Annotated in this window: 22 protein-coding genes, 1 tRNA gene, 1 other RNA gene and 2 pseudogenes; 12 read left to right on the top strand and 14 right to left on the bottom strand. The window is 69.8% G+C overall.

Annotated features, from left to right (window positions below; genetic code table 11):
* Positions 1-823: 823 nt before the first annotated feature.
* Positions 824-1,042, bottom strand: a pseudogene (locus tag CHAN_RS13710) (glycosyltransferase); the annotation flags it as partial.
* 448 nt (positions 1,043-1,490) lie between these two features.
* On the opposite strand from CHAN_RS13710, the gene CHAN_RS10740 reads away from it, so the two are divergent.
* The gene (locus CHAN_RS10740; protein ID WP_290289657.1) at positions 1,491-1,655 is read left to right on the top strand and encodes a hypothetical protein; all 165 of its coding nucleotides are present in this window, start codon (positions 1,491-1,493) and stop codon (positions 1,653-1,655) included.
* A gap of 215 nt (positions 1,656-1,870) precedes the next feature.
* Here CHAN_RS10740 and CHAN_RS13705 read toward each other — a convergent pair.
* From CHAN_RS13705 to scoE, 4 genes and pseudogenes are all read right to left on the bottom strand, one after another.
* Positions 1,871-2,083: pseudogene (locus tag CHAN_RS13705) on the bottom strand (hypothetical protein); the annotation flags it as partial.
* A 116-nt stretch (positions 2,084-2,199) separates the two neighbouring features.
* Entirely contained in the window at positions 2,200-3,087 is an 888-nt protein-coding gene (locus CHAN_RS10730; RefSeq protein WP_290289653.1) for a glycosyltransferase family 2 protein, read from the bottom strand.
* Positions 3,084-3,791, bottom strand: coding sequence for an FcoT family thioesterase (locus CHAN_RS10725; RefSeq protein WP_290289651.1), 708 nt, complete (start codon positions 3,789-3,791; stop codon positions 3,084-3,086). The genes CHAN_RS10730 and CHAN_RS10725 overlap by 4 nt, the downstream gene beginning before the upstream one ends.
* Positions 3,792-3,838: 47 nt before the next feature.
* Positions 3,839-4,717, bottom strand: a complete 879-nt coding sequence (gene scoE, locus CHAN_RS10720; protein ID WP_290289650.1) for a (3R)-3-[(carboxymethyl)amino]fatty acid oxygenase/decarboxylase — start codon at positions 4,715-4,717, stop codon at positions 3,839-3,841.
* A 555-nt stretch (positions 4,718-5,272) separates the two neighbouring features.
* Between scoE and smpB the strand changes: the two genes are divergently transcribed.
* Entirely contained in the window at positions 5,273-5,773 is a 501-nt protein-coding gene (gene smpB / locus CHAN_RS10715) for an SsrA-binding protein SmpB (protein WP_048741255.1), read from the top strand.
* 78 nt (positions 5,774-5,851) lie between these two features.
* Here the strand turns inward: smpB and CHAN_RS10710 are convergent, their stop codons facing one another.
* Positions 5,852-6,697, bottom strand: a complete 846-nt coding sequence (locus tag CHAN_RS10710; RefSeq protein WP_290289646.1) for a GDSL-type esterase/lipase family protein — start codon at positions 6,695-6,697, stop codon at positions 5,852-5,854.
* A gap of 291 nt (positions 6,698-6,988) precedes the next feature.
* On the opposite strand from CHAN_RS10710, the gene ssrA reads away from it, so the two are divergent.
* Positions 6,989-7,364, top strand: a transfer-messenger RNA (tmRNA) gene (gene ssrA / locus CHAN_RS10705).
* Between the two features lie 106 nt (positions 7,365-7,470).
* Here ssrA and CHAN_RS10700 read toward each other — a convergent pair.
* From CHAN_RS10700 to CHAN_RS10690, 3 genes are all read right to left on the bottom strand, one after another.
* On the bottom strand, positions 7,471-8,175 hold the full coding sequence (locus CHAN_RS10700; RefSeq protein ID WP_290289645.1) for an NUDIX hydrolase: 705 nt from the start codon (positions 8,173-8,175) through the stop codon (positions 7,471-7,473).
* A 193-nt stretch (positions 8,176-8,368) separates the two neighbouring features.
* Positions 8,369-9,211, bottom strand: coding sequence for a GDSL-type esterase/lipase family protein (locus CHAN_RS10695; RefSeq protein ID WP_048741264.1), 843 nt, complete (start codon positions 9,209-9,211; stop codon positions 8,369-8,371).
* A 166-nt stretch (positions 9,212-9,377) separates the two neighbouring features.
* Positions 9,378-9,944, bottom strand: a complete 567-nt coding sequence (locus tag CHAN_RS10690) for a PPA1309 family protein (protein ID WP_048741267.1) — start codon at positions 9,942-9,944, stop codon at positions 9,378-9,380.
* 152 nt (positions 9,945-10,096) lie between these two features.
* Between CHAN_RS10690 and CHAN_RS10685 the strand changes: the two genes are divergently transcribed.
* The 3 genes from CHAN_RS10685 (at position 10,097) to CHAN_RS10675 (ending at position 14,144) form a co-directional block, all read left to right on the top strand.
* Positions 10,097-13,048, top strand: coding sequence for a UPF0182 family protein (locus tag CHAN_RS10685; protein ID WP_290293477.1), 2,952 nt, complete (start codon positions 10,097-10,099; stop codon positions 13,046-13,048).
* A 256-nt stretch (positions 13,049-13,304) separates the two neighbouring features.
* Positions 13,305-13,381: transfer RNA gene (locus CHAN_RS10680), tRNA-Met, on the top strand.
* Positions 13,382-13,562: 181 nt separating this feature from the next.
* A complete protein-coding gene (locus CHAN_RS10675) occupies positions 13,563-14,144 on the top strand; it encodes a DUF998 domain-containing protein (protein WP_290289641.1) in 582 nt (193 codons plus the stop codon).
* A gap of 51 nt (positions 14,145-14,195) precedes the next feature.
* Here the strand turns inward: CHAN_RS10675 and CHAN_RS10670 are convergent, their stop codons facing one another.
* The gene (locus CHAN_RS10670) at positions 14,196-15,890 is read right to left on the bottom strand and encodes a GMC oxidoreductase (RefSeq protein WP_290289639.1); all 1,695 of its coding nucleotides are present in this window, start codon (positions 15,888-15,890) and stop codon (positions 14,196-14,198) included.
* Between the two features lie 330 nt (positions 15,891-16,220).
* On the opposite strand from CHAN_RS10670, the gene CHAN_RS10665 reads away from it, so the two are divergent.
* Complete coding sequence (locus CHAN_RS10665; RefSeq protein WP_290289637.1) at positions 16,221-17,231, top strand: chymotrypsin family serine protease; 1,011 nt, start codon at positions 16,221-16,223, stop codon at positions 17,229-17,231.
* 63 nt (positions 17,232-17,294) lie between these two features.
* Here CHAN_RS10665 and CHAN_RS10660 read toward each other — a convergent pair whose 3' ends face one another.
* Both CHAN_RS10660 and hisN read right to left on the bottom strand, forming a co-directional pair.
* On the bottom strand, positions 17,295-17,675 hold the full coding sequence (locus CHAN_RS10660) for a hypothetical protein (RefSeq protein WP_290289635.1): 381 nt from the start codon (positions 17,673-17,675) through the stop codon (positions 17,295-17,297).
* A gap of 199 nt (positions 17,676-17,874) precedes the next feature.
* Positions 17,875-18,702, bottom strand: coding sequence for a histidinol-phosphatase (hisN, locus tag CHAN_RS10655; RefSeq protein WP_290289634.1), 828 nt, complete (start codon positions 18,700-18,702; stop codon positions 17,875-17,877).
* Positions 18,703-18,741: 39 nt separating this feature from the next.
* On the opposite strand from hisN, the gene CHAN_RS10650 reads away from it, so the two are divergent.
* Positions 18,742-19,392, top strand: coding sequence for a hypothetical protein (locus tag CHAN_RS10650; protein ID WP_290289632.1), 651 nt, complete (start codon positions 18,742-18,744; stop codon positions 19,390-19,392).
* A 109-nt stretch (positions 19,393-19,501) separates the two neighbouring features.
* Here the strand turns inward: CHAN_RS10650 and CHAN_RS10645 are convergent, their stop codons facing one another.
* Entirely contained in the window at positions 19,502-20,440 is a 939-nt protein-coding gene (locus CHAN_RS10645; RefSeq protein ID WP_290289630.1) for an inositol monophosphatase family protein, read from the bottom strand.
* Positions 20,441-20,554: 114 nt separating this feature from the next.
* Between CHAN_RS10645 and prfB the strand changes: the two genes are divergently transcribed.
* The 3 genes from prfB (at position 20,555) to ftsX (ending at position 23,587) form a co-directional block, all read left to right on the top strand.
* Positions 20,555-21,673, top strand: a complete 1,119-nt coding sequence (gene prfB, locus CHAN_RS10640) for a peptide chain release factor 2 (RefSeq protein WP_048741285.1) — start codon at positions 20,555-20,557, stop codon at positions 21,671-21,673.
* A 285-nt stretch (positions 21,674-21,958) separates the two neighbouring features.
* Positions 21,959-22,648, top strand: coding sequence for a cell division ATP-binding protein FtsE (gene ftsE / locus CHAN_RS10635; protein WP_048742001.1), 690 nt, complete (start codon positions 21,959-21,961; stop codon positions 22,646-22,648).
* A gap of 36 nt (positions 22,649-22,684) precedes the next feature.
* Positions 22,685-23,587: a permease-like cell division protein FtsX gene (ftsX, locus tag CHAN_RS10630; protein ID WP_290289626.1), complete on the top strand. Its 903-nt coding sequence runs from the start codon at positions 22,685-22,687 to the stop codon at positions 23,585-23,587.
* A gap of 10 nt (positions 23,588-23,597) precedes the next feature.
* On the opposite strand, the gene map is transcribed toward ftsX, so the two are convergent.
* Positions 23,598-24,347, bottom strand: coding sequence for a type I methionyl aminopeptidase (gene map, locus CHAN_RS10625; RefSeq protein ID WP_290289624.1), 750 nt, complete (start codon positions 24,345-24,347; stop codon positions 23,598-23,600).
* A 111-nt stretch (positions 24,348-24,458) separates the two neighbouring features.
* Between map and ppk2 the strand changes: the two genes are divergently transcribed.
* Positions 24,459-25,364 (top strand): polyphosphate kinase 2, encoded by a 906-nt coding sequence (gene ppk2, locus CHAN_RS10620; RefSeq protein ID WP_290289622.1) that lies wholly within the window; start codon positions 24,459-24,461, stop codon positions 25,362-25,364.
* The last annotated feature ends 99 nt before the right edge of the window (positions 25,365-25,463 follow it).

Below are 25,463 nucleotides of genomic sequence, written 5' to 3'. Positions count from 1 at the left end.
GGTTTGAGGGATGTGGGTTTGGGGGATGAGGGCAGGGGGATGCGGTCATGGGGGATACGGAAGCGCCGACCCCGAACACTCCGGCGGCGTCGGCGGCGCGCACCGCGATGAGCAGCGGCACGCCGAGCAGGTACCCCATCAGCTCAGTGCGCAGCAGCGACGTGGGGTACGTCGACTCCCGCGCGGTCGGCTCCGTTTCGCGGTCCGGGGCCGCGCCGCGGGTCCGCATGCCGACGAGCTGGCGCAGACCCGACGGAACGCGCCGGATGATTTCGGCCGCGTGCCGGGGATCGTCGAGCGCGCAGCGGGCCAGTGACGCGGCCATGCCGGACCCGTAGCCGAACATCTGGCCGCGCAGCGACGGCAGGGAATCGCGGTGGTGGTGGCGGGCCGCCGCCGACGGCCGGTAGGCGATGTCGCCGCCGGAGAGGATGATCAGCCGGAACATGTCCAGGTCCTCGCCCCCGCGGGTCGCGCGACCGGCGCCGAGTTCCTCGGCGAAGCCGCCGACCCTGCGGAACGCCGACGCACGGAACGCCATGTTGTTCCCCGATCCGAAGCAGCCCGCGGGCCACGGGTAGAGCGGAGGGCGGGAGACGGCGGGGTCGTCGCAAAGCCCGCCGGTCGGGCGGCCCCCGAGCAGGGTCCATCTGCGCGGGACCGGGCCCTTGTCGAAGCTGATGGCCTCCTCGAACCAGCGGTGGACGTCGGTGTCGACGTCGTACGCGGTGGTGCGGCCCGTGACGCACCAGATGGCGGGGTCGTCGGCGCCGTCGGGCCCGCGGAAGCCGGCGGCGAGTTCGGCGACCCAATTGCCGTCGACGATGGTGTCGTCGTCGGTGAAGGCGATGATGGCGCCGCGCGCCGCCGCGATGCCGACGTTGCGCGCCCGCGACAGGCCGCGCACCGGGGCGCGCACGATGCGCACCCGCGGGTCGTCGCCGATGGCATCGGCGACGTCGCGCCGGGCGTGGAGGTCCGCCGAAGTGGAATTGTCGACGATGACCAGTTCCAGCGGCGGTGTCCGGTCGTTGCCCGCGAGCAGGGCGCCGATGGCCCGCGCCAGATGCGGGCCACGACCATCGGTGCACAGCACGACGGAGACGTCGGGCGAGCCGGTGACCGGCCTTCCGGTGCGGTTTTCGGCCGGGTTCGCCCCCGGCATCGCCGCGCCCGTGCGACCGGTGAGGAAGCCGAGCCCGGCGGCGGCGACGACGGCCGCCGACAGCCCCGCGCGCAGCGGGCCCGCCGCATCGCGGCGCACCGGACCCAGCAGCCCGGCGGCGATGGACCTCGGGATCGCCCCGGCCAAATGGCCGCTTTCGGAGGACACGTCGCCGTGCGGCGCCGACGCCAGCCGCGCCTTCGACCGGCCCTCGCCGAACGCCCGGCCCAGGTGGTACCGGACCGTCCGGCGGGCCGGGGGCACGGCATGATCGACGGCGAAGCCCGTCGTGCGCAGCACCCGCGCACCGGGGACGAGCGAGCGGATGCGCAGCAGCATCTCGGTCTCCTCGGCTCCGGCGGCGTTCGCGCCGACGCGGCCGAGGGTTTCGTCGAAACCGCCGGCGGCCTCCAGTGCGTCGCGGCGGATGGCCATCGCCGCGCCGATGGGATTGCGGATGTCCGCCCCGTCGCCGGGCAACCCCGAGTAGTCGCATCCGATGATCCACCCGTGCTCGGAGGGCAACCACGCCGGAGCCGCCATCGCCTCGCCGCGTTCGTCGAGGTGGCGGGGGTGGACGGCACCGCCGACGGCGACGATCTCGCCGCCGCCGGCATTCACGTTCGAGCCGTGCCCGGACGCATCCCGGCCAAAAGCACCGCGCACCGCCGCCGCCCAGCCGGGCCGCGGCACCGCGTCGTCGTCGATGAAGCACACCACCGGATTCGACCCGGCCGCGGCACCCGTGTTCCGGGCCGCCGCGAGACCGGGCGCGCCCTCGTTCACCAGGATGGACACCTGCCCGCCGGCGCGGCGGACCACCGGGTCCGCCGCGATCGCCGACGCCACGACCGGCGCGTGATCGCACACCACGAACAGGCGGTCGGCCGGGCCCAGCCCGTCGACGACCGCCGCCACGCACTCGCGCAGCAGCGGCAACCGCCCCTCGTCGTGCGCGCAGACGACGACGTCGAGGGCGGGGGACGGGACGGCGGGGACGTCGTGAAGCAGTGCGCCGGGCAGCCCCGCCCGGCTCACCTCGCGTCCCCGGTCGGGACCGCGGCGACCGAACCACCCGCCGCGACCGAACCACCCGGGGCAACCGAACCGTCGGTGGCGGCGGCCGGCCGGCCCGGGGGCGGCGGCGGGGTCTTGGGCATCTCCGGCTCCGGCGGATGATTCTCTGCGATGCGGCGCAGGCGGCGGCCATGATGCGTCAGCCACTCGTGCACGATCGTGCGCAGCACGCGCTTGCCGTCGCGCCACGCGTTGAGGTTCGACGTGCCGTGGACGCGGTCGTACTCGTAGCTGGGCACCTCGACGATCGTCGCGCCGGACAGTGCGGCTCGGCAGGCGAAGAGCGTCTCGATCTCGAAGCCGTCGCCCCACTTCGCGCCGCCGCGGTCGCCGGTCACCGGCAGCTCGAACCGGGGCACCATGTCGCGGGTGAAGGCGTTGTAGCCGTAGCAGAGGTCGGTGAAACGGGTGCGGAACAGCAGGTTCGTCAGCACCGTGAACCCGAGGTTGCCGCCCGAGCGCAGCACGGTGAGGTCGTCCGAACCGCCGTCGCGCAGGTAGCGCGACCCCTTCGCGATGTCCGCGCCCCCGCGCAGCGCATCGACGAACGCCGGGATCTCCGCCGGATCGGCCGAACCGTCGGCGTCGAGCATGATCAGGTACTCGCCGGACGAGGCCTCGCACCCGCACAGCAGCGCGTTGCCCTTGCCGCGGCGGGTCTGCGAAATGACCGTCGCGTCGGGGCGGAGGGCGCGGACGAACTCGCGGGTGTAGTCGAGGTCGCAACCCTCCACGACGACGACCTCGTACTCGGCGGGGATGCGCGGCAGCAGGTGGCCGAGGTTGTCGGTCTCGTTCATCGACGGGACGATGACGCTGACCGCGCCGGGCAGCGGGGCGTTCATCGGGCACCGCCGATAGCCGCCGGGCGGTTGGGCGTGCCGCCGTTGAGGGGCGTCGGCACCGGGTGGTCCGGCAGGGAAGCGATGGCGCGGATGGACTCGATGCCGGCGGCCGGGGCGTTGGTCAGGGCCAGGAGGACCTTGCCGCGGGCGCGGCCGCCGTCGTCGTCGGTGAACTCGACTTCGGTGCGCAGCTTCAGGATCCCCCGGTCCAGCCGCGAGCCGTCGATTCCCGTCACGCGGAACTCGGCGCGGTAGTCGCGCGCGTTGACCGGGCGCGAGTAACGGGTGTCCAGCTGCTGGATGAGGACGTCGGGCAGCTGGCGCTCCCAGTAATCGTCGATGGTCCAGCCCGCGAAGATCGGGTTCTCGCCGGAGGCCACGGCCTCGCACAGCGACATGTACATCAGCTGGTTGTACGAGATGACGAACTCCGCGGCGTTGAAGTGCCCGGTGTCGTCGATGTAGCAGGACTCGCCGATGCGGAACGTGCCGCGGCCGACGATGCCCGCCGGGCCGGCCTCCTCCGACACCCCCTCGACCGGACGATCGGCGCGCACCTCCACCTCGCTGGACGTCAGGTAGATGCAGCCTTTGGCCCGGTACGGGTCCATGCAGCGGTGGAACAGGGCGTCGTCGTCGGTGCGGACGGTCGCGCCGGCCGGGGCGGCCGCGCGATCGGGATCGTGCGCAGTGGTGGCGGTCATCGGGAATCTCCGTGGGCGGTCGGGGGAGTGGGGGAACTTGGGCGTCGTCAGTCGGTGACGGACAGCGGGTGCTCGTCGAGGACGGTGAGGCGGTGCGAGGCGGCCGGGCCGTCGTGGGTGACGTGCAGCGCGCGGTGGCACAGGGCGCGGTTGTCCCAGATGACGATCTCGCCGGGCACGTACGGGTGCTTGAGGATGTTCGGGTGCGTGAACGTCTCGTCGAGCATTCCGACGGCCTCGAGCAGGTCGTGGAGCAGGTTCTCGTCGTCGGCGTCGGCGATGGAGTCGGTGAAGCCCTCGGAGATGTAGAGGATTTCCTCGCCGGTCACCGGGTGGGTGATCACGGTCGGGTGGGTGGTCGGCGGGCTGGTTTCCTCGGCCTCGCGGACGACCTCGCCGAGCGGGCGGAACACGTCGGTGGGGCGGATCTTGAAGAACCGGCGCACGGAGTGGGTGGCGTGCGTGCCGCGGGCGGCGTCGGCCAGCTCGGCGGGCAGCTTTTCCAGGGCGCGGGCCATGTCGATGAAGAAGGTGCCGCGGTTGCCCTCGGGCAGGATCTTCGGGGCGAAGATGGTGAAGGCGAAGGGCTCGGGCTTGAACTGGTAGTCGGCGTGCCAGAACTTGCCGGTCTTCGGCACGCCGACGCGCTTGCCGTCGACGGGCACGTTGGAGGAGACGAAGATGTCCGGCTCCTCGGGGTGGTGGTACATCGGCTCGTAGTAGGGCACGACGGTGCCGAGCTTGCGGCCCAGCTCGACGAAGCCGGACGGGGAGATGTCCTGCTGGTCCTTGATGACGATCAGCCGGTGGTCGTACACCGCCTTCTTCATCGCCGCGAACTCCTCGTCGGTCGCCGCGGAGACGTCGAAGCCGGTGACGATTGCGCCGAGCTGGTCCTCGGTCGGCGCCGTGATGGTGATGGGCATTCGTCGCTGTTCCTTTTTGCCGTGTTCGGGCCCGCGGCGGGGACGATCCCCGAGGCGGGCATGTTGGACGGCGAAAATCCTAAGCTGCCATTCACAGTCATCGCCATTCACGAAAAACCCAGCGCATGGGCCCGATTGGCCGGGAACTTTCGCGGAATTCCCGGTTCGGTGGTGCGGCCGGGCGCGCGGTTGCGGCGGGTGCCCCCGTGCGGGACGGCGGGTGGCTTCACTTCTGCTTGACGACGGGGGAGGAGCGGCCGGAACGTGAAATCCCAGCGTCGGCGCCGTTGCGGGGGTGACGCGGGATGCCGCCGGAAATCGCCGGGAACCGGAGTGGCCGATTCATCCCCGTTTCTCGGGGAACTTTCGCATTTCCCCGGCTGGGGGTGGCCGTCGCAAAGCCCGGGAACTCATCGCTTTCCCCGTCAGGGGGCGATCTTTCGGGGGGATGGAACATGAGGCGCCGGTGAGCGGCCGGTGAAATTCCGGTGAGCGGCGGGAAGCGTCCGGGTGGCCGCCGGCGGTGTTCGCGCAGCGACTAGGATGGCGCGGGATATGGGAAAAAAGAAGTCCAACAAGAAGGGCGCATCGGCGAACCCGGTGATCGCGACGAATCGTCGCGCCCGGCACGACTACACCATCCTGGAAACCCATGAGTGCGGTGTGGTGCTCGTCGGCACCGAGGTGAAGGCGCTGCGCGAGGGCCGCGCCTCGCTCAACGACGCCTTCGCCACCATCGACGACGGCGAGGTGTGGCTCCGCGGGCTGCACATCCCCGAGTACTCCCACGGCAACTGGACTAACCACCCGCCGCGCCGCAACCGAAAGCTGCTGCTGCACAGGGCGGAAATCGACTCGCTGATCGGCAAGACGCGCGACGGCAACAACACCCTGGTCCCGCTGTCCCTGTACTTCAAGGACGGCCGGTTGAAGGTCGAGCTCGGCCTGGCCCGCGGCAAGCAGGACTACGACAAGCGCCAGGACATCAAGCGCCGCACCGAAGAGCGCGAGATCACCCGCGAGCTGGGCCGGCGCGTCAAGGGCATCAAGGGCTGAGCGCCGGCCGCGGGGTCGGCGCCGGCCGCGCCGACGAAACCGTCAGAGGCGGTCGGGGCCCAAGGGGCGTTCGCACCGTCAGAGACGGCCGGCGATGATCTTCGCGACTTCGCGGACGCCCAGATGCGTCAGGTGGGACGCCGTGTAGTACTCCTGCTGGTCGTCGATGTAGCCCGACACGTACCGCTGCTCGTCCGGCGCGCACAGGCCGTGGCCGGCGGTCGCGGCGCGGAGATCGACGAACTCGGCGCCGTGCTCCGCCGCGGTCTCCCGCTGGGCCTTGTGCAGGGCGTTCTCCGCCGTCACCAGCGGCGGCATCGGCGTCCGCAGTTCACCGGCCTCGCCGAAGGGCGCCAGCGCGTTGGCGTGGATGAAGCAGGCGTCGCCGTTTTCGTCCGAGAGCGTCGGGTACGACATGACCATGATCCGCGCGTTGGGGGCGTGCGCGCGGATGTCCTCGACCCGCTGGCCCACGTCGCGGCCGAACGCGCCCGACGACAGCGGCGGCACGTGCTTGTAGGAATCGTTGAACCCGAACAGCAGCGTGACGTGCGTGGTGTCGGCATTGAGGTCGCCGGCCGCGATCGCCCGGTCGACCTGCTCGCCGAAGTGCTTCCGGAAATCGGAGTCGCTCGCCGTGGCGCCGGGGCACGAGTAATCGTCGATGTCGCGGCCGGTGATCGAGGCGAGTTCCGTCGCCAAGCGATGCTCGCCGCGGTTGCAGGTGTGCCTGTTGGCGCTCAGGAGGCGGACGCCGCCGAGGTTGGAGAGTTCCGGCGGATTCGCGACGACCGAATCGCCGAAGGTGACGACGTTGCCCCCGGCCGGGGCCGCCGGCTCCGCGTGCGCCGGTGCGGCGAGCGCGGTCATGGCGAGAGCCGTTGCGAAACCTGCGAGAGCGGTGGAGACGGTTCTCCTGCGCATGAAATCCTCCGGGGTGTCGAGGCGCCGAGCGATGGCCGGCGGGGCGCTGCTCCGGGGTGCGGGCCGGGCTCGGGTGGAGCGCGGGCGGCGTTCGCGGCGGTGCAGCGGATGTTGACGGAACCCCGTAATTTACGGGACGGCCCGCGGGCACGCGAAAACGCGGCGCTTCCCCCGGGGGCGGCGGTGGCGGAGGGGCCGGACCCCGCGAACGACCTTGACCTGCGGATAAATCGCGCCTAGTATGAAGCGTCTCGCCGGAGATACGCAGCATCCCTTCCGGCGGGGACTCGAGGGGCCGACTTGGTTTCGACTCCGTACAGTGAGCCAGGGGAAGCGTGCCGGTGCAGGCTGGAGACCACCGTGAGCGTCGCAGCAAACCAATAAGCGCCGAGAACACTCAGCGCGACTACGCCCTCGCTGCCTAACCAGCGACCGCGTGTCTGTCAGACCGGGTAGGCCTCTGATCCGGACCCTGGCATCGTTTAGTGGGGCTTGCTCGCCGACTTGGTCGCAAGGGTCGGCGGGGACGCACACTTGCGGCTGGGCCCGTCATCCGGTCATGTTCGCCTGAACCGGAGGGCCGAGCAGAGACCATGCGCGAACTGCGCACGGAGAAGCCCTGGCGAGGTGGCGGAGGACCCGGGTTCAATTCCCGGCGGCTCCACGCGGAACCCGCTCATCGGAAACGGTGGGCGGGTTCTTTTGTGCCTGTTCAACGGGGCTTTCGCAGTTCTGCTTGACGACGAGCCCGCCGCGCTCCCATTCGCCCCGCGCTACCCGAAGTCGGCGGCTTCCGTGCCGGGTCGCCCGCCCTCGTCGGCGAGGTCGAGGATGTCGGCGCGGCCGAGCATGTCGAAGATGAAGTCGATCGCCGTCGGCCGGTAGGGGATGAACTCGCCCGCGGCGTGCAGCGCGTGGATCTCCTCGCGGGTGGCCCAGCGGGCGTCGGCGACTTCGTCGTTGGGGATGGCGAGCTCCGCCAGGTCGACCGTTGGCACGTCAGTCGGCACGGCATCGGACTCGTCGGTGGGCGCGCCTTCATTTGCGGCCTCATCGGCGCGGCCCGCATCGGCGCCGTCCGCGTCTCCGGCGCGCAGCAGGTAGAAGTCGTCGAACCCGTGCCGGAAGTTGAAGGTGAAGTTCGGGCGCCGTCCGGTCAGGTCGAGGCGCAGGCCCAGCTCCTCGAACACTTCGCGCTCGGCACCGCGGGCGCTGGTTTCGCCGGCGCAGACGCTGCCGCCGACGGTGACGTCCCACAGCCCGGGCCAGCCGACCTTGTCGTCGGCGCGCCGCTGGATCAGCATCCGCCCGGCCGCATCGAAGATGCACATGTGCACCACCAGATGCAATTCGCCGGGCCGGAAGTCATCGCCGCGCCGCATGGTCGCGCCGGTCGGGATCCGATCGGCGTCGTACATCGTCCACATCTCCACCGCCGGGGTGCCGGCGGTGGCCGGGTCTGCGTGCGCGTCGGTCATGCTTCACGACTATACGTCCCCCACCTTCGGCCACACCGCCAATTGGGCCGGGGACGGTGTTCGGCGGGCGTCGCAAAGCGAAAACCCGGCCCGCCCCGGGAAAGGGGGCGAACCGGGCAACTGCGGCGCTTGCGGAAACGGCCGATCGGAACGGCGAGAACCGAACGGAGCGGGCCGGCCGCGCCGAGCCGAACTAGCCGCGGTAGGCGTTGGCCACCTCGCCGGCGACGACGCGGGAACCCTCGTGGGTGAGGTGGTTGGGCATGTTGTAGTTCGCGGTGTCCGAATCCAGGAACGCGGAAACGTGGCGCTGGCCGTCGGGGGCGCACATGGCGGCGTCGACGTTGGAGACGTCCTTCATGTTCACGAACGTCGACCCGGTGGCCTCGGCGACGGCGATCTGGCGGGCCTGCAGGTTGTCCTCGAAGGTGCGCACCGGGGCCGCCGGGACGCGCGGGGCGTTGCCGAACACGTTGGCGGGGCACATGTAGTGCTCGCCGTCGCGCGACGAGATCTCCGGCATGCCGATGACGATGACCTGCGCGTTCGGCGCGTGCTCCTTCAGGCGGTTGATCGCCCCGGTCACGGCCTTGTGGTACATGTCGTTCTGCGCTTCGTTGGGGGCCCAGAACGCCTGCATGGCGTCGTTGGCGCCGACGGCGACGGTGATCAGCTTGGTGCCGTGGTTGACGTCGCCGTTCTGGATGGCCTGCTCGACGTAGCCGGACAGCTGCTTCGGGGTGGTGGGGACGTACGCGACGGTGCCGTTGCAGGAGTAGTCGCGCAGCTCCAGGTTGAGGCGCTGGGCGACGTTGTGGCCGACGTTGGTGGTGGACACGGGGCAGCCGTTGGCGCCGATGCTGCCGGTGCCGTTGGCCTGGTCGGTCGCGCCGGGGTTGGCCACGAAGGAGTCGCCGAAGGCCACGTAACCGCCGCCGGGGTTGGCCGTCGCGGCGTGTCCGGCGAGGAGGGCGCCTCCTGCGGTGATCACTGCTGCGGCGGTGGCCAGGATGCGGCGGGTCGTGGTCGACGTCATGCGGTTACCTCTTCGATCGGTGCGTGCGCGCGGCGGGGCACGGGTTTTGTCGTGTTCGTTTTGTCGTCTTCGAAACGCTTGACGACGCCGCTGCGCGCCCCATGCTCGGGGAGCGCGTTACGGCGCCGTTATCACCCTGTTATCGAACACCGATCTGGAGGGGAAGTCAACTCCCCTGGAAGGTGGATCGCAGAGCTGCTACCACGCCGTCGGCGAGCCCTTCTCCGGAGCGCAGTTCGACGTCGTCTTCGGCGAACGGGCCCCTCTCCGCGAGCTCGGCGTCGGTGGGTCGGGGCTGGATCAGGGTGAGGGACGGGCCGTCGTCGAGCACGCCCGTGAACAGCCGGGCCTGCCGCGCGGCGCCGGATCCCGCCGACGCGCGGATCTCCTCGAGGCTGAGCCCCTCGACGGAGTCGGCGTCCTCCGGCGCGACGATGAGGATCTCCTGCGCCAGCACCGCCCCGACGACGCCCTCCGGCCACGACGTGCGCGCGATGAAGTCGGACAGTTCGGGCGAACCGCCGTCGATGCCCTCCGGCAGGTCCTCCTGCACGACGACCGTCAGCGGCGACTCGTCGAGCAGGTCCGGGTCGAGCGCGTCGGCGACGAGTTCGGTGGGCACCAGCGCGAACAGCGTCGGCGGCGCGTCCCACCCTTCGGCGTGGACGAAATCGACGGCCTCGCGCACGGCGCGGTTGAGGGCCTGCGGGGACAGGGTGCGATCGTCGGGCATGGCGGCGCTTTCTGGTCGGCGGAAACCAATGGGGTTTGCCCCAGGGGGTTTTTCAATAGAGTAGGGGAGACTGAACAAACCGTAACGACAACAACCCGTAACGACTAGGAGACCCCTTGTCCACCAGCCCGACCAGACTGGGCCGCACGGGCATGCCGAGACCGGGGTGGCTCGCCACCACGGTGATGATCCTCGCGATCCTTGCTTTGCTCGTTCCCGTCATCGTCAACGTCTACGTCGATTTCCAGTGGTTCGGGGAGGTGGGCTTCCGCGGCGTCTTCGCCAAAACGTGGGTGACCAGGGTCATTCTGTTCTTCGTCATCGGCGCGCTCGTCGGCGGCGTCGTCTTCCTGTCGATGTGGCTGGCGTGGCGCCACCGCCCCGACGATCCCGGCCCGATGGACCCGCAGAGCCCCCAGGCCGTCTACCGCCGCATGGTCGAATCGGCCCACCGCCCGGTCCTGCTCGGCGTGCCGCTGGTGTTCGGCCTGTTCGCCGGCCTGGTCGGGCAGGCCGGCTGGCGCACCGTGCAGCTGTTCCTCAACGGCGGGGAGTTCGGCAAGGCCGACCCGCAGTTCCAGAAGGACCTCGGGTTCTACGCCTTCGATCTGCCGTTCTGGCGGTTCCTGGTGGACACCGCCATCCTCGCGGTGATCGTGGCGTTCCTGCTGTCGCTGGTCACGCACTACATGCTCGGCGGCATCCGCGCCGGCAACCCGACCACCGGCGAGAAGACCCGCGTCTCCGGTGCGGCCCGCGCCCAGCTGGCGTCGTGGGCCGGCGTGTTCATGCTGCTCAAGGCCGTCGCCTACTGGCTCGACCGCTACGACATGCTGGGCAACCGCCAGCAGACGTTCACCGGCGGCTCCTACACCGACATCAATGCGCTCCTGCCGGCGAAGATCGTGCTGCTGGTCATCTCGATCGTCGTCGCCGCTGCGTTCTTCGCGTCGATCTTCCTGCGCAACCTGGCCATCCCCGCGATGGCGACGGTGCTCATGCTCGTCTCGGCGGGCATCATCGGCGTGGCGTGGCCGCTGGTCGTCGAGCAGTTCTCGGTGTCGCCGAACCGCGCCGCCAAGGAGCGGGAGTACATCGCCCGCAACATCGAGTCGACGCGCTACCACTACGGCCTGACCGACGACAAGGTCAGCGTCGAGCGCAACTGGGGCGTGCCGGGCGAGAAGGAGGAGGACGCCGCCTCGCAGGAGGAGGGCGCCGAGTCCATCGCCCAGGACACCAACACCCTGGCGAACATCCGCATCCTCGACCCCGAGGTGCTGTCGCCGACATTCACCCAGCAGCGCCAGCTGAAGAACTTCTACGGCTTCCCCGAGTCGCTGTCCATCGACCGCTATCAGGTCGACGGCGAGATGCGGGACTTCGTCGTCGCCGCCCGCGAGCTGAACCCGCGGACCCTGCAGGGCAACCAGCAGGACTGGATCAACCGCCACACCGTGTACACGCACGGCAACGGTTTCGTCGCGGCCCCGGCCAACCGGGTCGACGAGGTCGCCACCGAGGCGGGCTCCGCCCGCGGCGGCTACCCGCTGTACACCGTGGCCGACCTGTTCGAGTCCGAGGACCCCAACGGGATGAACCTCAACCTCGAGCAGCCCCGCATCTACTACGGCCCGGTGATCGCCAACTCCGACGCCGACTACGCCATCGTCGGCGGTACCGGCGACGGCACGGACATCGAGTACGACGCCGACGGCCGGAACTTCACGTACGACGGCAAGGGCGGCGTCGACATCGGCAACCTCTTCGAGCGCCTGGTGTTCGCGACGCGCTACCAGGAAGTCAACATCCTGCTGTCGGACCGCGTCGGCCCCGAGTCGAAGATCCTCTACGAGCGCGACCCGCGCGAGCGCGTGCAGAAGGTCGCCCCGTGGCTGACCACCGACACCCGCACGTACCCTGCGGTCATCGACGGCCGGATCAAGTGGATCGTCGACGGCTACACCACGCTGGCGTCGATGCCGTACTCGCAGCGCACCAGCCTGCAGGAGGCGACGCAGGATTCGCTGAACCCGGACGGCACGTCGCGGCCGCTGCCCAACAGCGAGGTCAGCTACATCCGCAACTCGGTGAAGGCCACCGTCGACGCGTACGACGGCACTGTGGAGCTCTTCGAATTCGACGAGAACGATCCCGTGCTCAAGGCGTGGCGCGGCGTGTTCCCGGGCGTCGTCAAGCCGAAGTCGGAGATCTCGGACTCGCTGCAGCAGCACCTGCGCTACCCCGAGGACCTGTTCAAGGTCCAGCGTGAGCTGATGGCGCGCTACCACGTGTCCGACCCGGGCATCTTCTTCACCAACGACGCCTTCTGGTCGGTGCCCAGCGACCCGACCGCGCCGGAGGACAAGGGCCTGTCGCAGCCGCCGTACTACGTGGTGGCGGCCGACCCGAAGACGGGCCGCTCAAGCTTCCAGTTGATTTCCGCCTTCCGCGGCCTGGAGCGCGAGTTCCTGTCGGCGCACATGGCGGTGTCGTCGGATCCGGAGACCTATGGGCGCATCACCATCCGAGCCCTGCCGACGAACACCCAGACGATGGGCCCGAAGCAGGCGCAGGACACGATGATGTCGGCCAACGAGGTCGCCCAGGACCGCACGCTGCTGGAGGGCACCAACGTGGTGACCAACGGCAACCTGCTGACGCTGCCCGTGGGCGACGGCGAGATCCTGTACGTCGAGCCGGTGTACACGCAGCGCCAGGGGCAGGAGACGGCGTTCCCGAAGCTGCTGCGCATCCTCGTGTCCTACCGCGGCGAGGTCGGCTACGCGCCCACGTTGTCGGAGGCGCTGCGCCAGGTGGGCATCGATTCCAGCGCCGTCGCCCGCAAGCGCGGCGAGGAAAACGCCATGCCCGGCGAGACCGGCGGCGATGCCGCCAAGCCCGGGGCCGGTGCCGGTGCGCCGAAGCCGGAGGAGGAGAAGAAGGTCGACGTCGCCGCGCGCGACGAAGCCGCCGGCCGCATCTCCGAGATTCTCAAGCGCCTGAAGGCGGCCCAGGAGAAGGGCGACTTCGCCGCCCAGGGCCAGGCGCTGGCGGATCTGGACAAGGCCGTCGCCGACTACCAGAAGGCGAACGGGCAGTAGCCGATCCGGTTGCTTTGCGACGGGGCCGGGCCGCACCGGGGGCGATTCCTCCGGTGCGGCCCGGTTTCCGTTGGGGCGGGTGGCCGTCGCAAAGCCCGTGCAGTGCGCTGACCAGGGGATTGGCCAACGCTCGGCCCGCGGTGCTACTGTTACGTCTCGTTGGTCGGCGAGAGAAAATCTCGGATGGCCGGCACCCACTGCAAGCGGGGTGATTATGGAATCAGATGGTTCCGTCTTATCCTGGACAAGCAGTCGACGCGGGGTGGAGCAGCTCGGTAGCTCGCTGGGCTCATAACCCAGAGGTCGTAGGTTCGAATCCTGCCCCCGCTACCACGTGAACGAAGGCCCCCGGCATCAGCCGGGGGCCTTCGTCGTATCCGGGGGAGGGGCCGCGCGAGGGAACGGGCGCCCGGCGATTGCGCTGATTTCCTCGTGTGAACGATCGGAGGAAACGTCGAAAAAGCTCCCTCTGAACAGTAGATCCGATGGAGTGAGGGGCACTAGAATACCGCGCATGAGCACGGTGTTCGTGGCGGCAGCGGCCGTCATCCTGCTGGTCCTGCGGACCGGCGCATTCATCCACCTCCATGTCGTGCGGCGGGACCTCAGCCCGCTGCGCAACACCGTCAGCGACCTGGGCACCGGGGGTTCCCGCAAAGAGTTCACGGTGATGGGCATTCTGGGCGCCATCGCCTATGCGCTGATGTTCGTGGCGTTCCTCATTCAGGGCGTGGGGCCCCGCGTCCCGCTTGTCGCCCTGGGCATCGGCATCGCCGCGCTGCTGGCCATGTTGGCGTTCCCCACCGACGTCACCGGCGAGCAGAGGACCAAAACGGGTCGCATGCACTGGATTCTGGCCGTCGTGCAGTTCGCCGGGTTCTTCGTGGCGATGGTCAACTTCGACCTGACCGGCATCGTGTCCGCGGACATGGAATCGGCGATGCGGTGGGTGATCCGCGTGAGCTTCTACGCCTTCCTGGCCACGCTGGTGCTGCCTCCGCTTCGGGAGCGCGTGATCGGCGCGACCGAACGCGTATTCCTCACCGCGACGCCCCTGTGGTTCATCGTCGTCGGCGCGGCCCTCGCGCTCGGCTGAGGCCGGCGCCCCTCGACCGTCGGGCGCCGGCTCCGCCTACTTCTTAGCCATCTATTCCTTGGCGGCGTCGGCCAGGTACTTGTGCATGCACCGCTCCGCCACCGCGGTGATGGTCAGCGAGGGGTTGACCATGCCGGTGCTGCCCGGCAGCAGGGAGCCGTCGACGACGAGGAGCCCCGGATAACCGTGGACGCGGCCCTGGGCATCCGCCGCGCCGGCGGCACCGCCGTGGGCGCGGGCGCCGTCCATGACCAGGCCGCCCAACAGGTGCCACGTGCAGGCGGTGCCGAAATCGGCGGCCTGCGACCATACCGGCACACCGGCCTGCGGGAAACCATGGCGATCGTGGGCGAGGTACTTGAAGTGCAGCGCAGCGGCGCGGGCCTTCTTGTCGACCTCCGTGTTGGCGCGCGGGTGCGGGTACACCAGCGTCGCGGTGCCGGTGTTGGGGTCGGCGGTGATGCTGCCGCGCTCGTCCGTCATCACCTGCATCAGGTGCGTGGTGGTGAAGCCGCCGGCGAAGTCCGGGATCGGCGCGCCCTCCCACGACAGCGAGTACGGGCCCTGGGGGCCTTCGTCGAACACGACGCCGACGCCCGGCCCGCCCTGCTTCGACCCGAAGTCCTTGCGCTGCAGGGTCTGTCCGACGAGGAAATCGCCGTTGGTGCCCACGTTCTCGCCGACCATCGGCGACAACTTCGGCAGGCGGCCCGCCGCCCGCATCTGCGCCAGCAGCGCGGTCGAGTGGAACGCGCCCGCCGCCATGACCACGACATCGGCGACGTCGGTGCGCCGCGTCAGCTCCTTGCCGGAGTCATCGATGAGCTTCGACGTCACCTGCATGCGGCCGTCGGGAAGCTCGTCGATGCCGATGGCCTCCGTCATCGGCACCACCTCGACGTTGCCCGTCGCTTCGGCACGCGCGAGGTAGGAGCGGTCGAGCGAGAGCTTCGCGCCCGAGTTGGTGCCGTAGACGTACTCGCCGACGGACACCGACGGCGGGCGGCGCCCGTCGAGCTCCTCGCGGACGCGGTCCCAATCGATGGCGAAATGGTGCCGGGTCGTTTCCAGCCCCGCGTCGGCGACGGTCTCCAGCCACGCCTTCGCGCCGCGCCACTGCGGCAGCTCGAGCAGATCCTCCGGGAGCGGGGACACCCCCGTTTCCTTCCTGGCCAGCGGGAACCAGGTGGAGTCCATCTCGTCGTACTCGATCGCCTCCGGGTAGATCATGTCCCACTCGCGGCGGCGCGGCTGGATGGAGAAGGTGCCGAAGGTCAGCGAACCGCCGCCGACGCCGGCGCCGAAGACCGCGTCGGCGCCCTGGCCGTGGATGCGGTCGATGAGACCGGGGTAACGCTCGATCGGCGTGACGCGCGTGAGCTGGTTGATGTTCGGGTGATCGGAGAACCACGCGGTCCTGCGGTCGGGCTTCATCAGCAGCGGAAACGCGTCCTCGCCGCCCTCGGTGTTCCAGCGGCGCCCCCGCTCGAAGACGGTGGTCCGGTAACCGGCCTGGCCCAGCCGCAGCGCCGCGACGCAGCCGCCGAAACCGGAGCCGATGATGATCGCGGTGCGCGGGCGGGAGGGATCGGCCAGCGCCCGGGCGTCTCCCGGTGAGTGCGCGGGGGCGGCATGTGCGCGCCCGATTGCGGGCGCGGCTGCGGCGCCGGCCGCGAGAGCCGTTGCGCCACGAAGGAAGTCACGACGGGTGATCGCCGACGGATGCGGCTGTGATTTCGGGGCCATTTCCGAAAAATACCACCGCGCAATCCGGATTTGCGAGATGATGAGCCCATTCGATCGCGTTCATGCGGTGATCCGATCGCGCCTCCGGGGCGACGTTCGGCGAAGACCCGTGCGGCGCCCGCCGTGAACCGCGCCGCCACCTCCGATCGACACAGTCACACCCGCAACTTCCGCAACATTCTTTGCGAATCCGGGTGGCGCGGTATGGTTGCCCCGGCATCCCGAAATGACTGGCCAGAACGTATTTCGGGGACACTTCTCACACGAACGGGGCACGGCTCAAACATGATCGGCATTCACACTGCGGCGGCACTACGATGGGGTGGCCGCGTGGCCGCCGTAACCTGCGCCGTGCTTGCCGCGACGGGCCTCGGCGGTGCCGCGGCGATGGCCGTTCCCTCGCTTCCCGACGTCTCGGATCCGGCCCCGGCGGCTCCACCGGCCGTCGCACCGGCCCCGAATGGCCCCGTCGCCGATCTGGCGGAGGCCGCTGAATCGGCGGCGTCGGCCGTCGTCAAGCCGGATGCCGCGGACGGCGCAAACGGCACCGGCCCCGCACTCGATGGAGCCGCGCGCGAGCTGGCCATGGAGCCGCATCCGGTGGCCGAAGCCCCCGTGTCCAAGATCCTCGGCGCGACGCCCGGGCCCGTGCACAATCGCGTCGACGGCGTGTGGTTCCCCTCGCCCACCGCGCCCGCCGAAGCCGAGCGCCTCGCGGGTGAGGGGCGCGCGCTCGTCGGGCCGGGCACGCCGATCCTGGTGGGCGACGGCGACGCGCGCAACGTCTGCACGCTGGCCGCCGCCGGGCGCGACGCGGGCGGGCGGCTCATCGGCCTGACCGCCGGGCACTGCGGCGCCACCGGTGCGCCCGTGCGCTCGATGGATGCCGTCGAGGCGGGCGTGATCGGCACCGTCCAGCGCGTCGATGCGACCTACGACTACGCGGTTCTGGTGTTGGGCGGCAACGCCGTGCCGACGTCCACCTACGGCGACACCCGCGTCACCTCCGTCGGCGACCTGCCGAAGACGGGGGAGACCGCCTGCAAGCAGGGCGTCGCCACCGGCCGCACCTGTGGCCCGACGTGGGTCCAGGGGGCGCCGGGCTCGGCCTCCGACCCGCACGTGTCCACGCAGATCTGCGCGGCGCCGGGTGATTCGGGCGCGCCGGTGTTCGTCGGCGAGCGCCTGGTCGGGATGATCAAGGGCGCCGATTCCGCCCCCGCCTGCGTCACGCCGCTGCAGGGGCCGGCGTTCGCGCCGACGATCGTGACGTCCGTGCGGGCGCAGATCGACGACATGAACCTCCACGGCGGGCCCGGCGGCGGATTCCAGCTGGCGTAGGCGGGCGCGCGGCCGGGCGGCGGATTCCAGCTGGCGTAGGCGGGCGCGCGGCCTGGCGCGGGGTCAGCGCACCCGCGCTTTTGCGGCGACGAGCAGCAGCGCGTCGCGGTCGACTTCGCCGTTGCGGATTTCGCGGTTGAGCTTGTGCAGCACGACGGGGCACCGCAGGCAGCGCGTGCCGGACTTGCAGCACTTCTTCTTCGGAGACATCGCGGCCAGGCGGAACGGGTCCTTGCCGGCGAGCTTCTTCGCGGCCTTGGCCTCGGCCTTCGAGCACTCCGGCAGGCGCAGCGTGGTCCCGGCGGCGGCCTTCTTCGACTTCGCCTTGCCCGACTTCTTCTTGCTCTTGGCCGGGCCCTTGGCCTTGTCTTCGTCCTTGACCTTGGCCTTGCCGCCGTCCTTGCCTTTACCTTTGCCTTTGGCGTTCTTGCCGCCCTTGGCCATTCCCCGCGTTCCCTTCTCCGTGAACTTTTGCGGATCAGGTTAGCGTCACCTCAGGCAAGGCCGTTAGCCGTGGGCGCGCGGCGGGTGTGCGGGGGAGGGGCGTGCAGACGCGCTCGGCATGTTCGTGCGGTGGGCGCGACCGCCTTTCCACCGGCGCAGCCGCGGTGGTTCCCCGCTTTACGACGTCCCCGCGCCGAACCTACTTCAGGTAGTCCAGGACGGCGTCGTGAAGCAGTCCATTCGTGGCCACGGCATCGCCGCCATGCGGCCCATCCTCGCCGGCCAGCGACGTGAACCGGCCGCCGGCCTCGGAAACCAGCAGCGCCAGCGGCGCCAGATCCCACAGAGACACCTCCGGCTCCGCGGCGACGTCCACCGCCCCCTCCGCGACCAGGCAGTAGGAGAAGAAGTCGCCGTAACCGCGAAGGCGCCAGGCGTCGTCGGTGAGCGAAATCAGCTGGTCCCGCAGCCCCCGGTCCCGCCAGCCGGTCAGTGACGAAATGGCGACCGAGCAGTCGGCGACGTCGCCGACGCGCGACACCGTGATGCGCTTCGGCGCCGACGCACCCGGCGTCTCCGCCGGGGCCTCCGACGTCGCCGGCGAACCCAGCGCAACCGACCGCCACGCCCCGCCGTCCTTCGCCGCCCACCAGCGGCGGCCCAGCGCCGGCGCCGACACCACGCCGACCACCGGCTCACCGTCGACCAGCAGCGCGATCAGCGTCGCCCACACCGGCACGCCGCGCACGAAGTTCTTCGTCCCGTCGATCGGGTCGATGACCCACTGGCGGCCCTCGAACGTCGCGTCGCCGCCGAACTCCTCGCCGACGACGTCATCGTCGGGGCGCTCGTCGGACAGCAACTCCCGCAGATCCCGCTCGCAGGCGAGGTCCGCGTCGGACACGGGCGTGAGGTCCGGCTTCGACTCGACGTCGAGGTCCGCGGCACCGAAGCGCGGCAGCGTCACCGCGTCGGCGAGATCGGCGAGCCGGTGGGCGAGGGCGAGGTCATCGGCGTAAGCGCTCATGAAGGGTAGTCTAGACCGGCCCGACCGGAAGGCCCCCGCATGCTCCACGCCCTGACTTACGCGTTCATCGATTCGATCAACGTTCTGCTGATCGCCGTCGTCGTCGCGCTGGGGCTCATGCTCCCGGCCGGCCGCTACCGCCGCATCACGCCGCTGCTCATCTTCGGCGATTGGCTGGGGGTCGCGGTGCTGGCGCTGGCGGTGCTGCTGGTCTTCGATGGGCTGGGCGAGCAGATCAAGGCGCTGGTCGAATCGCCGCTGTTCGGGGTGCTGCTGATCCTGACGGGCATCGCGTCGGCCGTGATGACCTGGCGCGGCGGCGATTCCTCGGCCCTGGTGGCGAAGATCCTCGCGCCGCTGCGCACGCCGTCGCCGATGACCGTGGCCACGGGGTTCGTGCTCGGCGCCATCCAGTCGGTGACGTCGGGGCCGTTTTTCCTGGGGCTGGCGGTGCTGTCGGCGGGCGGGCTGCCCACCGCGGACCGGTACCTGGGGCTGATCCTCTATGCGTCGGTGGCGCTGAGCTTGCCGACGCTCGTCGCCGTCGGCGTCGGCCTGGTCCGCCTCAATCCGACGTCGTGGCTGGGCGTGCTCTTCCAGCGCGCCCGCGACAACCGTGAGGCGTTTTCCCGCGGCGCGGGATACCTGGTGGCGGTGCTGCTCATCGTCATCGGCCTGCTGCACTTCTAGTGCTCGCGTGCCGTTGCGTGCGGCGTCGCGCGCGTGCGGCTTTTCCGCTTGACGACGCCCCCGCCCCACCGGTTCGGCCCCGCCGCAACTGACGGCGCCGCGTCCGCCGCTACTTCTTCAGCGTCTCCGCCAGCTCCGCGACGACGGAGGCGGGTCCGGCGATCCGCCATCCGTCGACCAGCGCCGAAGCGCCGCCGACGCCCGCGACCAGGGCGTGGCCGGGCAGCCAATCCCACGACGCCACCGAATGCTGGAACCACGCTCCGATGCGCCCCTCCGCCACCCCGGCGAGATCCACCGACGCGGACCCGAGCATGCGCCACGTGGCGAACTTCCCGGCGGCTTCGAGCCACGGCGCCACCAGGGCGTCGTCGTCAAGCCGAGCCGAATGCAGGTACGTGCCCACGCTCAGCGCACCCGCGTCCGCATCCGCCAACGGCGGCAATTCGACGATGCCGCGCTCATCGGTGCGCGTGGTCGGCAGATCCGGGCCACCGACCCACGTGGCCGAGCCCGCCGTGCGGTGCACCGCGCCGAGGATGACCCGGTCGGGGGAATCGGGCGAGCCCTCGACCAGCGCCACGGCCGAGCACCAGTAATCCGAGCCGGAGGTGAAGTTGTAGGTGCCGTCGACGGGGTCGATCACCCACGTACGGCCCGAGATTCCCTCCTTGGCGGAGCCCTCCTCGCCGAGGATCCCGTCCTCCGGGCGCAGGCGCGCGAGTTCGGACACCACGAGCTCCTCCGCCGCGCGATCGGCGGCGGTGACCACGTCGGAGATGGAGGTCTTGAATTCGGTTTCCAGCCCCTCCGCCCGCATCTGCGCGGCCAGCTCCGCGGCGCGCTCGACCACGTGGGCGGCCAGGGAAGCGTCGTCGATGGACGGATCGACGGTCCGGTCGGGGCTCGTGCGGGAGGTCTCGCCGCCGTCCGCGGTGGCGGGGGTGTGGGGAGGGGCGGGAGTTGGCGCGGGGGTTGGCGCGGGAGTTGCGGCGTCGGTTGCCGCGTCGAGGGAATCGGTCCGGGTGGTCATCACGTCATCCGTCATGGCCCCCATTGTGCACGCGGGCGCCCGTACCCGGGCATCGGCCGAAATCGCCGCGGAGCCGATACCCGGGCATCGGCCGAAATCGCCGCGGGGCCGTTCGCTACAGTGGGTCGCGTGAATCCCGACGTGACCGCTGACCTCAATGACCTCGACGCGACGTTGACCACCATTGAAAAGGTGGTCGACCCGGCGGAGCTGTCCGATCGGGTCCGCGAACTGGAGGCGCAGGCCGCCGACCCGTCGCTGTGGGACGACCAGGACCACGCCCAGCAGGTCACCTCCCAGCTGTCGCAGGTCCAGGCGAAGCTGAAGAAGGTCACCTCGCTGCGCGAGCGCCTCGACGACCTGCCCGTCATGTACGAGCTGGCCGACGAAGAGGAGGGCGACGCCGCCGCCGAGGCCGCCGAGCTCGCCGACGCCGAACGCGCCGACCTGCGCGCCGACATCGAATCGCTCGAGGTCACCACCATGCTCTCCGGCGAGTACGACGCCCGCGAGGCCGTCATCAACATCCGCGCCGGCGCCGGCGGCATCGACGCCGCCGACTTCGCCGAAATGCTCATGCGCATGTACACACGCTGGGCGGAGAAGCAGGGCCACAAGGTCGACGTCTACGACATCTCCTACGCCGAGGAAGCCGGCATCAAGTCGTCGACGTTCGTCGTCCACGGCGAGTACATGTACGGAACGCTGTCCGTCGAGCAGGGCACGCACCGGCTGGTGCGCATCTCGCCGTTCGACAACCAGGGGCGCCGCCAGACGTCGTTCGCCGAGGTCGAGGTCCTGCCCGTCGTGGAGACCACCGACCACATCGAGATCGCCGACAACGAGGTCCGCGTCGACGTCTACCGTTCCTCCGGCCCGGGCGGCCAGTCGGTCAACACCACCGACTCCGCCGTGCGCCTGACGCACATCCCCACCGGCATCGTCGTGACCTGCCAGAACGAGAAGTCGCAGATCCAGAACAAGGCGTCCGCCATGCGCGTTCTGCAGGCGAAGCTGCTGGAGCGCAAGCGCCAGGAGGAGCAGGCCGAGATGGATGCGCTCGGCGCCGGAGGCAATGCGTCGTGGGGCAACCAGATGCGCTCCTACGTCCTGCACCCGTACCAGATGGTCAAGGACCTGCGGACCAACCACGAGGTCAACAACCCGTCGGCCGTCCTCGACGGCGACATCGACGGTTTCCTCGAGGCCGGCATCCGCTGGCGCATGGACTCCGAGAACGAGGAGTAGCCCGCGGGGCGCCCGGGTGCCGTGTCCTTCGCGGCTAACCCACCCCGAATGCGCTGGCCCGCACAATCTTCGTGGCTAACCCACCCCGAATCGCACTGGCCCGCACAATCTTCGTGGCTAACCCACCCCGAATGTGCAACCCCACCCGTTATAGCGGGTGGGTCTGCGCATTCGGGGTGGGTCTGCGTCAGGGGGCGGCGACGACGCCCGCGTGGGCGGCGATGGCGCCGGAATGCAACGCAACTCATGTGACACATGGTGCGCATGGCCACTAGGGTGATTTCCGTGATCACCTTCGACCGGGTTACCAAAACCTACGCAACCTCCACCCGGCCGGCCCTGGACAAGGTGTCGGCGGAGATCGGCAAGGGCGAGTTCGTCTTCCTCATCGGGCCCTCGGGCTCGGGAAAGTCGACCTTCCTGCGCCTGATGGTGCGGGAGGAGAAGCCGGACTCGGGCACGCTGACCGTCAACGGCAGCGACGTCGCAAAGCTGTCCAACCGCCAGGTGCCCAAGCACCGGCAAAAGATCGGCTACGTCTTCCAGGATTTCCGACTGCTGCCGAAGAAGTCAGTGTTCGACAACGTCGCCTTCGCGCTGCAGGTCATCGGCAAGGGCCGCGACAAGATCGAGAAGGCCGTCCCGGAAACGCTGGAGATGGTCGGCCTCGAGGGCAAGGCCAACCGCATGCCGCACGAGCTCTCCGGCGGCGAGCAGCAGCGCGTGGCCATCGCGCGGGCTTTCGTCAATCGTCCGCTGATCCTGCTTGCCGACGAGCCGACCGGAAACCTCGACCCCGACACCTCGGGAGAGATCATGCTCCTGCTCGACCGCATCAACCGCCTGGGCACCACGGTGGTGATGTCCACGCATGACAACGACACCGTCGACGCCATGCGGCGCCGCGTGCTGGAACTGGACAACGGCAAGCTCGTCCGCGACGACGCCACCGGCGTCTACGGGTTGGGCCGCTAGGGCGACCGGGAACGAAAAGGAATCAGGTAGCAGAAGATGAAGACCCGTTTCGTGCTCGGGGAAGCTCTCTCCGGACTGACCAGGAACGTGACCATGACGGTGGCGATGATCATCACCACCGCCATCTCGCTGGCGCTGCTCGCGTCCGGCATGCTGGTCACGGGCATGACCAACGACACCAAGAACCTGTACCTGGATCGGGTGGAGGTGCTCATCGAACTCGACGAGGAGATCTCCGCGGGCGATGAAACCTGCTCGTCCGAGGCCTGCGCCGAGGTGCGCGAGAAGCTCGAGTCGCAGGACGGCGTCGAACAGGTGACGTACCGCAACCGCCAGCAGAATTACGAGCACTTCGTGGCGCTGTTCGAGAAGACCGACCCGGCGCTGGTGGCCAATGCGACGCCGGAGTCGCTGCCCGCCGTGCTGCTGGTGCGGCTTAAGGATCCGACCGACGTGTCGCCGCTGGACCCGGTTCGTGACATGAAGCAGGTCGTCCACGTCACCGATCAGCGCGACGACATCGGCAATGCGGCTTCCAACCTCGACTCGATCCGAAACGCGACGTTCCTCATCGCGGGCATCCAGGCGCTGGCGGCGATCTTCCTCATCGCCAACATGGTGCAGATCGCCGCGTACTCGCGCCGCACGGAGGTCGAGATCATGCGCATGGTCGGCGCGACCCGCTGGTTCACCCAGGCGCCGTTCGTGCTCGAGGCGGTCATCGCCGCCGTCATCGGCGGCCTGCTGGCCGTCGCGGGGCTGTTCATCGGCAAGGCCGCGGTCATCGACCCTGCCATGGATGGCTTGTACCGGGCGCAGCTCGTCGCCCCCGTCACTGCGACGGACATTTGGTTGGTCGCGCCGATCATCGTCGCCGTCGGCGCCGTGTTCGCAGGCATCACGGCCCAGCTGACGCTGAGGTTCTACTCGAGGAAGTGACGCGGCCCGGCTACTCGGGCTGCTCGGTGACGATGATCGGTTCGTCCTTCGTCACCACGATGGTGTGTTCCCGCTGCGCGGAGCGGCTGCCCGGCGTGCGCAGCGTCCAGCCGTCGTCCTCGTCTTCGTCAGCCCAGGTGGCGGTCTCGGAGACGAACGGCTCGATGGCCAGCACCATGCCCTCCCGCAGCCGGGTGGTGGCGGTGCGGTCGGCGTAGCCGAGGATCTGCGGCGGTTCCCACAGGTCGGCGCCGACGCCGTGGCCGCAGAGGTTCCGGACCACGTGGAAGCCGTGGCGGCGGATGACGCGCTCGCATGCGGAGCCGATGCGCCACACCGGCTTCTTCGCCCTCGCGGCGGCGATGCCCGCGGCGTTGGCCTCGTGCGAGGCGGCGACGAGCGCGAGTACCACCGGGTCGGCCTCGCCGACGGCGAAGCTCTCGCCGTTGTCCGCCCAGAACTCGCCGAGCCTTCCGGAAATGTCGATGTTCACGATGTCGCCGGAGCGCACGATCGTGTCGGGGGAGGGGATGCCGTGGGCGGCGACGTCGTTGATGCTGATGCACGTCGCGGCGGGGAATCCGCGGGTCGGCGGTGCGGGCGCGACGCCGAGGTCCTCCATCATCTTCACGCCGATCCGGTCGAGTTCCGCGGTGCTGATGCCGGGCTCGGCGGCCTTCTTCATGGCGTGCAGGGTGGCGGCGACTGCCGCGCCGGCGGCCTTGAGGCCTTCGAGCTGGTCGGCGTCTTCGATGATCATGGGCCATCTTTCGGTTGGGCGATGCGGAGACGTTCAGACTATCCGCCGCCCGGGCAATCTCACAGGCGCGGAAGTTCCGGGCGCCGCGGCTCGGCGGGTAAACTTCCGGTCATGACCAACGACGACGTGCAGCGCCCGCCGAAGCTCAAGAAGAAAGCCTACGAGAAGGAGCTCAAGCGCCTGCAGGCCGAGCTCGTCGAGATGCAGCAGTGGGTCGTCGAGACCGGCGCGCGCGTCGTGGTGATCATGGAGGGCCGCGACGCGGCGGGCAAGGGCTCCGCCATCAAGCGCATCACGCAGTACCTCAATCCCCGTACCTGCCGCATCGAGGCGCTGCCGGCGCCGACGTCGCGAGAGTCGGGCCAGTGGTATTTCCAGCGCTACGTGGAGAAGCTGCCCACCGCCGGTGAGATCGTCATCTTCGACCGCTCCTGGTACAACCGCGCCGGCGTGGAGCGCGTCATGGGCTTCTGCACGTCGCAGGAGTACCGCCGTTTCCTGCATCAGGCGCCGATCTTCGAGCGCCTGCTGGTCGAGGACGGGATCATGCTGCGCAAGTACTGGTTCTCGGTGTCCGACGAGGAGCAGGTCCGCCGCTTCGAGTCTCGCCGCGAGGACCCGCTGCGCCGGTGGAAGCTGTCGCCGATGGACCTGGAGTCGATCACGCGGTGGGAGGACTACTCGCGCGCGAAGGACGAGATGTTCATCCACACCGACATCCCGTCGGCGCCGTGGTACACGGTGGAGTCGGAGGACAAGAAGCGGTCGCGCATCAACGTGATCAACCACCTCCTGTCGACCATTCCGTACGAGCACATCGAGCGCGAGATGCCGGAGATCCCGGAGCGCCCGGCGTCGGAGGCGTCCTACGAGCGCCCGCCGCGGACCGAGTTCCGGTACGTGCCGGACGTGGCCAGCAAGTTCGAGGAAGACGCGCCCAAGGCGAAGAAGTCCGCCAAGAAGGGCGGGAAGTCGGGCAAGGCCAAGGCGGAAAAGTCGAAGTCCGGCAAGAAGTAGCCCGGCCCACCGGCCAACGGGTGGAAGTAGGGGTCCCGCCGGCTAACGGGTGGAAGTAGCCCGGCCCACCGGCTAACGGGTGTAGTTTCCGCGAATCGC

Origin of the sequence: Corynebacterium hansenii, from assembly GCF_030408795.1 — a bacterium.
In the GTDB taxonomy this organism is placed as follows: domain Bacteria; phylum Actinomycetota; class Actinomycetes; order Mycobacteriales; family Mycobacteriaceae; genus Corynebacterium; species Corynebacterium hansenii.
The sequence above is the reverse complement of the archived record's forward strand: the minus strand, read 5'-3'. Positions and strand labels throughout refer to the sequence as shown.